Annotated in this window: 7 protein-coding genes; 2 read left to right on the top strand and 5 right to left on the bottom strand. The window is 65.0% G+C overall.

Annotated features, from left to right (window positions below):
• Positions 1-30: 30 nt before the first annotated feature.
• Complete coding sequence (locus Q0176_RS03515; protein ID WP_299299283.1) at positions 31-1,410, bottom strand: hypothetical protein; 1,380 nt, start codon at positions 1,408-1,410, stop codon at positions 31-33.
• Complete coding sequence (locus Q0176_RS03520; protein ID WP_299299285.1) at positions 1,407-2,462, bottom strand: hypothetical protein; 1,056 nt, start codon at positions 2,460-2,462, stop codon at positions 1,407-1,409. The genes Q0176_RS03515 and Q0176_RS03520 overlap by 4 nt, the downstream gene beginning before the upstream one ends.
• A 328-nt stretch (positions 2,463-2,790) precedes the next feature.
• Between Q0176_RS03520 and Q0176_RS03525 the strand changes: the two genes are divergently transcribed.
• Both Q0176_RS03525 and Q0176_RS03530 read left to right on the top strand, forming a co-directional pair.
• Entirely contained in the window at positions 2,791-3,762 is a 972-nt protein-coding gene (locus Q0176_RS03525; protein WP_299299287.1) for a ribokinase, read from the top strand.
• A complete protein-coding gene (locus tag Q0176_RS03530; protein ID WP_299299289.1) occupies positions 3,759-4,619 on the top strand; it encodes a MurR/RpiR family transcriptional regulator in 861 nt (286 codons plus the stop codon). The genes Q0176_RS03525 and Q0176_RS03530 overlap by 4 nt, the downstream gene beginning before the upstream one ends.
• Before the next feature lie 28 nt (positions 4,620-4,647).
• Here the strand turns inward: Q0176_RS03530 and Q0176_RS03535 are convergent, their stop codons facing one another.
• Genes Q0176_RS03535 through Q0176_RS03545 form a run of 3 tightly spaced genes read right to left on the bottom strand, consistent with a single transcriptional unit; the run spans position 4,648 to position 5,994 of the window.
• Positions 4,648-5,520, bottom strand: a complete 873-nt coding sequence (locus Q0176_RS03535; RefSeq protein WP_299299291.1) for a triphosphoribosyl-dephospho-CoA synthase — start codon at positions 5,518-5,520, stop codon at positions 4,648-4,650.
• 4 nt (positions 5,521-5,524) lie between these two features.
• Positions 5,525-5,713 (bottom strand): hypothetical protein, encoded by a 189-nt coding sequence (locus Q0176_RS03540; protein ID WP_366797114.1) that lies wholly within the window; start codon positions 5,711-5,713, stop codon positions 5,525-5,527.
• Positions 5,641-5,994 carry a glycerol-3-phosphate acyltransferase gene (locus tag Q0176_RS03545; RefSeq protein WP_299299293.1) on the bottom strand — a complete coding sequence of 118 codons (354 nt, stop codon included), beginning with the start codon at positions 5,992-5,994 and terminating at the stop codon, positions 5,641-5,643. The genes Q0176_RS03540 and Q0176_RS03545 overlap by 73 nt, the downstream gene beginning before the upstream one ends.
• Positions 5,995-5,996 lie beyond the last annotated feature (2 nt).

The following is a 5,996-nucleotide window of genomic DNA, read 5'->3' on the forward strand; positions in this document are numbered from 1 at the left end:
CGTTAACGAACGGACCCGGCATTTTCACCATCAGCGTCTTCTCTGCGACAGCCAGCGGTAAAGGACGCCCAGGTTGCTCCAGAGGTCCGGCCTGAGCCCTGTGACGAAGCAGCAGCCCTGACTCCAGCCGGAGACGCCCGTCTCGGCCTCGGAGTTCATATTGCGATAGGCGAAACAGTACTGGTCCGGATTGCCGGGGTTGGCGAGGGCGAACCCTCCGACCTCGTATCCGCGCAGTTTTTCATTCTCTCGGATAAAAGGAGTGTCCTTCGTCCCGCGGATCTCGATCCTGCGTACGCCGCGCTCCGTCTCCGCGGGCACATGATGGGCCTGGAAGGGAAAGAGCCCCAGCCCCTCCAGCGTGCTATGCACCGCCGTCCGGTAGTGCTGCCCGAAGAGAACGGCGGAGGAGCCCACCGCCAGGATCGGCTTGTTGTCTCGAATGCTCTCCAGGAGCCCCTGCCGAAAACCGGGGCTCGAAAGGATACGTCCGGCGGCGACGTCGGTCATGGCATGGGGGAAATAGAGGACATCCGCGGATTCTGGGAAGGGATCCTGCTCGGGATTGCAGGGGCGGACCGTGCAGCCCAAAGCGCGGAAGGCCTCGAGGCTCTCCTCCCCCTCGAGCGCTACATCCCTGTTGATCACGGCGACGTCGAGACGGCAGGCGGAATACTCCGGGCCTTCCACCGGCGTCCAGGCCTCGTTCAAACGGGCCATGGCCTCGATGATCTGCCACTCCACCTGTCTGGCCGCATTTCCGAGCTGCAGTGCCGCGCTCTTCAGCTGAAGCAGCTTCATCGACGCGCTGCGCGGAGACATCTCCGGCATCGTGGGCATGTCGCGCTCTGCGCTCTTGGGAATGTAGCCCAGGCTGAGTATCGGAGAACGCCGGTTGTACTCCTGCTCCAGAAGCTGAAACTCTCTGGGGTTCCTTATCGAGGCAAAAAGCAGACCCTGTACGACATCTTTCCTCATCTCGGAGACCGAAGAAAGCATGGACAAAGCCCGGCCTGTCGTGACGGCTGCGGAGGCCGAGGCATGAAGGACCGGGAGGATCCCGCAGTTCAGGACCTTTGCAAGCTCCAGGGGTTCCGGATAGACCTGAAATAGCTTGTCGCCGATCCTCTTTCCCAGCGGGACGCAGATGAGGCCGATGGCATCGGGCGTGCTTCTGCGCTGGAGAAGTGCCTTCAGGTTCTTCGCATTTCCGGCCGTGTAGGCATCGATGCACGTGACGGCGTCTCCGGACAGCAGCTCCATCAGGCGCAGGTCCTCCTCCTTACGGGAGCTCATAAAGATGTTCAGGCACATGCCGCGGCTTTTCATGGCCTGGACCAGAAGAACCGAGGGTGGTACGGCCCGCTGGTCCTCGATGTCGTCGGCAAGGATCAGGCGGGGCAGGTTCACGGGCGGTCACCTCCATGCCCCTGCACGGCCGTCTTGCGGCCGATGTCGCCGTTCGGGCCGGAGGGAACGGAGGCCGCAGGGGCCGCGAGGTTCCCGAGGTTGTTCTTCAGGTGCACCAGAAAATCCTGGGCGTTGGTCACGATGGGGGTGACGGACAGCGTTCCCCTGTCCCGAAGCTTGTTGACGGCAAACTCGGAGATGTCGATGGAATAGATGTAAACGGGACGTACCCGGCCATCCCGTACCGTATAGGACGGGGTCATGTTGCCCGAGGCGATGGTGTGCAGCTGCGTGGCGAGGGCAATCACGGTCGTGGCCCTGCGAAGCTGGCTCCTCATGGCGTCCTGGGCCTCATACACGTCCCCGAAGACGCCGGGGAGGGGGCCGTCGTCACGGATGGAGCCCGCGAGGACGATGGGGATGCCCTTCCCCTGCGCGGCGCGAAGGATGCCGTCCTTCAGACCGGCCTCCCGGATAAGGGCCTCGACGGATCCATGGCGGCGGGCCCTGTTGATGAGGTCCAGATGATGGTAGTGCCCGTTCTGCCGGGCCTCCTGGGTATAGATGTCCTGCCCCAGGGCCGTTCCGAACATCGCCCCTTCGAGGTCGTGGGTCCCCAGGGCGTTCCCGGCCAGGAGCGCGTGGACATAGCCCGCATCGATGAGGGAGGCCATGGCATTTCGGGAATCGTAGTCGAAGGAGACCGCGGGGCCGAGCACCCAGACGACGAATCCATGTTCCCGCTCGTGCCGAAGCAGCTCGTAAAGGGCGTCGTAGTCCCGGGAATAGGCGGTCTCCCTCGATCGGCCGGAGCGGAAGGCAAACGCGTCGCCCCCCCCATCCTCCTCTTCCCGAAACGCCTCGGTGTGCATGTAGATCCCTTCGCTGCCGTCCTCCGTGCGTCCCACGAACACCGGTTCCCCGGCCTTCAGGCGGCGGAACTCCACGATGTCGATCCAATCCCCCCTCGGAACGGCAACGCAGTCCATGCGGCTCTCCTCGGGAAGCAGCCAACGCTCCCCCACCTTGAAGTATTCGGGGAAGATGGACATGGCATGAAACCCCTCCGGGGCAATCCCGTCCCGGGGGGCGGGGGCGGTGCGGGCGGACGGGGCCTGACGGAATTTCGGTGCGTCAAAATCGGGAGCCAGATATTCAGGAAGCTGAAAGGGCATTCAATTTCACCTCGCGAAGGATTCCCCTTTGGGGCGATAACGCAGGGAAGCCTGATTCCTACCCCGGGGCAGAGGCGCGCCAAGCGCCCGACCTCCGCATCCGACAAGACTTTCGAGGAGAAAAAGCGACCCCGACGGGGCGGGCTTCCCGAGAATATGGTATCATAACAAGATTAAAAACACCAAGCTGAAAGGGGCTTTTCGTGTGGCCGCCATCGCAGTCGTCGGCTCTTTGAATATGGATTTGGTCATCCGGGCGCCGCGCCAGCCCTATCTGGGGGAGACCCTCCTGGGGGGCGCGTTCGGTATGACCGGGGGCGGAAAGGGGGCCAATCAGGCGCTGGCCTGTGCGCGCCTCCGGGCCGAGGCGCACATGATCGGCTGCGTCGGCAACGACGACTTCGGGAAAAAACTGCGGACGACGCTGACGGAGAACAAGGTCGGCTGCGAGCACCTGGAGGAGCGTTCCGAGGCGGGGACGGGCGTTGCCGTCGTCACCGTCCTGGACGGCGGGGCGAACGCCATCGTCCTCTCCCAGGGCGCCAATGCCTTCCTCGACGAGGCGGTCCTGGACCGGGCCAAGGACCTCTTCAAGGCGGTCGATTCCGCGCTGTTCCAGCTGGAGAGCCCTCCGGAGACCGTAGCCTACGGGCTGCGGCTGGCCCGGCGCATGGGATGCAGGACCCTCCTGTCCGCCGAGCCGCCCTTCCCCCTGCCGCCGGAGGTCTGGCACATGGTGGACTGCCTGATCCTGAATCAGGCGGCCCTTGGCTTCTATTCGTCCAATTCGGGCACCCCGTCCAACCGTTCGGGCGGCGATCCCCTTCCGGAGGACCGGATCGCCGAGCTGGCCCATCAGCTCGTCGCACGGGGCGTCAAGACCGTCGTGGTGACGCGGAGCGCCCAGGGAGGGGTGGTGTGCTCGCGGGGGGGGAAGACCTTTGCGTTCAAGTCCTTTACGGTTAAAGCCGTGGACTCCACCGGGGCCCGGGATGCCTTCTGCGCGGCACTGAGCGTGGGGATGGCGGAGGGGATGCCGCCGGAACGGGCCGTCCGCTTCGCCGCCGGGGCCGGAGCCCTGGCCTGCACACGCTTCGGAGCCCAGCCCTCCATGCCCTGGCGACACGAGGTCGAGGCCATGCTCGAGACCGAGAAGGAGGAGGGGACGGAACAATGAACATTCAGGACCTGGAAAAACAGATTCGGGACAGGATGGACACGTTTCCCACGAAGACCCGTCGCGTCGCGGAATATCTTCTGGGCAACTCCTCGGAGGTCGCTTTCCATTCCATCGGCGAGGTCGCCGAGAGGCTTTCGGTATCCAAGGCGCAGCTGGTGCGGGTCGCGCGCATGCTCGGGTTCGAGGGATACGCCGACCTGAAGGTCGTCCTCAAGGAAGCCCTGCTCGCGCAGGTCGCTCCCTCCGCCATCGCCGGGGAGGTTCAGGACACCCACATCCCCCAGGACCTCTGCCGTCTGGAGCAGGCCAACCTGGAGGAGACCCGCAACAGCCTCTCCTCCAAGGCCATCGTCACCTTCTGCGAGGCGGCCAAAAAGGCCGACGCGATCTACTGCATGGGATGGGGGATCTCGGCCCTGGTCTCGGAGTGGTTCTACACCCGTTTCACGGAACTGGGGCTCAAGACGGTCCTCATGCGCCGGGGGTCCGTCTCGCTCATCGAACAGTCCCGGGCCGTCGGGGAGAACGACATGCTGATCGTCTGCGAGCTTCCCAGCTACGTCATCGAGGTCACGGAGGCCGTCGAGGCCACAGCCCGGCGGGGCACCCGCATCATCACCCTGACGGACAGTCCCGCCGCCCCCATATGCGGGCATTCCTACCTTTCCTTCTACGCCGGGGACCGTTCCCCGACCTTCGGCAGCAGCCTGATCGGCCCCATGTTCGTCGTCCACGTCCTGACCTCCGTGCTCTCCTATAACATGGGAGAACAGGGACAGGCGGCCCTGGCCGCCCAGAAGGAGGGCCTGAGCGACCAGAGGGTCTACTATCCGGCCTACGGTCTGAGGTACTGACCGACCAAAACGGGCGTCCCCCGTTTCCTCAGTTCCGCAGGCAGGAGTGAGCGGCGCCGAGAAACAGCGCGGCCGCAAGGATATCGGCCCCGCCCTCGGGGCACAGCCCGCGCCCCGCAAGCCCGCTTTCCATCTCCACAATCCCGGCCCGACCGGAGGGAGAGAGCATTCCACCGGACGCAAGGGCCTTTCGCGCCTCCGCCTGAACGCTCAGCATGGCGTCCAGCCCGCCCTGCGACACCAGGGCGCCGTCCGCGTTCTCGGAGAGGATGAAGATCAGGGTGTGCGCCGCACGTTCCCGGAACGTGAGGGCATCGCCATGCTCCTCCTCGAGCCTCCGCATCAGGTCCGCGGCCCGCAAGGTCATGGGGAACCCCCGTTCCGCCTCGCCCCTCGGTCCCTCCAACCCGTAGAGGACGAAGGCGCGCTCCTCCGCCGTCCCGCAGCTCTCCAGATTCAGGCCGCCCAGTTCCCGTCCCACGATTCCCCGCACGAAGGAGGATGCGGCCAGGGCCAGGGCCCTGGGGGTCAGTTCCCGTTCCTGGGCCGCGAGACGGCCCGCCGCCGCACACAGGAGGCCGAAGAGGAAGATCGCCCCCCGGTGCGTGCCGACGCCGCCGGTCGCCTGCAGCATCTCCTGCTCGCCCTGGCGTCCCGTCACGCGCAGCAGGGCGAACACGTCCTCGGGGCCGAGTTCCAGGGTTTCCATCCCAATGGACGCACAGTTGAGGAAACAGGGAAGAAGCGCCACGGCGCTGTCGATGAAGTGCTGGAAGGTCCGGTCCGCGCAGGAACCGTTGTCCAGGGGGGTGACCAACCCCGGCTTGGGGTAGACCGCGGCCTCGGCAAGCAGGGACCTGACGGCAAGCTGGGCGATCTTCAAAACGTGCAGGGTGTTCATTCCGTTACCGGGACTGCGCTTCCCTTTTCGGTACGTCCTTCCTCGCGAAATGGATCGTCCGGTCGTATCCCTTGGGCAGGTATTGGTAGGTCAGGATGTAAAAGGCGCTGCTGAGACGGTTCAGCACCTTGACGATGTCCGGCCTCTCCACCCCCTCCCGCGACTCGAAGGCGCGGCAGGCACAGAGCTCCACCTCCCGGACCAGCGTCCGCAGCAGATTGAGCTCCGCCGCCCACCGCCCCATATCGGGATGGGGCAGAATATGCCCGATCCCGTAAGCGTGCTCCGGGAAATGCGAGCGCGCGTGAATCTCCTCGCCCCCGGCCCCTTGCCCAGCGTGCGGTAAACATTCGTCGCGCCGATGTTGCGGCTGCCATATTCGCGGATGTCGATGTGCCAGATGGCACGGCAAAGAAGCAAGCCGTTCGGCACAGAACCCAGAAGGTAGGCGATGATGCAGGCGAAAAGCGTCATAT

Source organism: uncultured Fretibacterium sp. (assembly GCF_938040765.1).
Lineage (GTDB): Bacteria > Synergistota > Synergistia > Synergistales > Aminobacteriaceae > CAJPSE01.

Coding starts and splice junctions, on each gene's coding strand:
- Q0176_RS03530 (WP_299299289.1), top strand. CDS start 3,759: ATGAACATTCAGGACCTGGAAAAACAGATTCGGGACAGGATGGACACG.
- Q0176_RS03545 (WP_299299293.1), bottom strand. CDS start 5,994: ATGACGCTTTTCGCCTGCATCATCGCCTACCTTCTGGGTTCTGTGCCG.
- Q0176_RS03520 (WP_299299285.1), bottom strand. CDS start 2,462: ATGTCCATCTTCCCCGAATACTTCAAGGTGGGGGAGCGTTGGCTGCTT.
- Q0176_RS03535 (WP_299299291.1), bottom strand. CDS start 5,520: ATGAACACCCTGCACGTTTTGAAGATCGCCCAGCTTGCCGTCAGGTCC.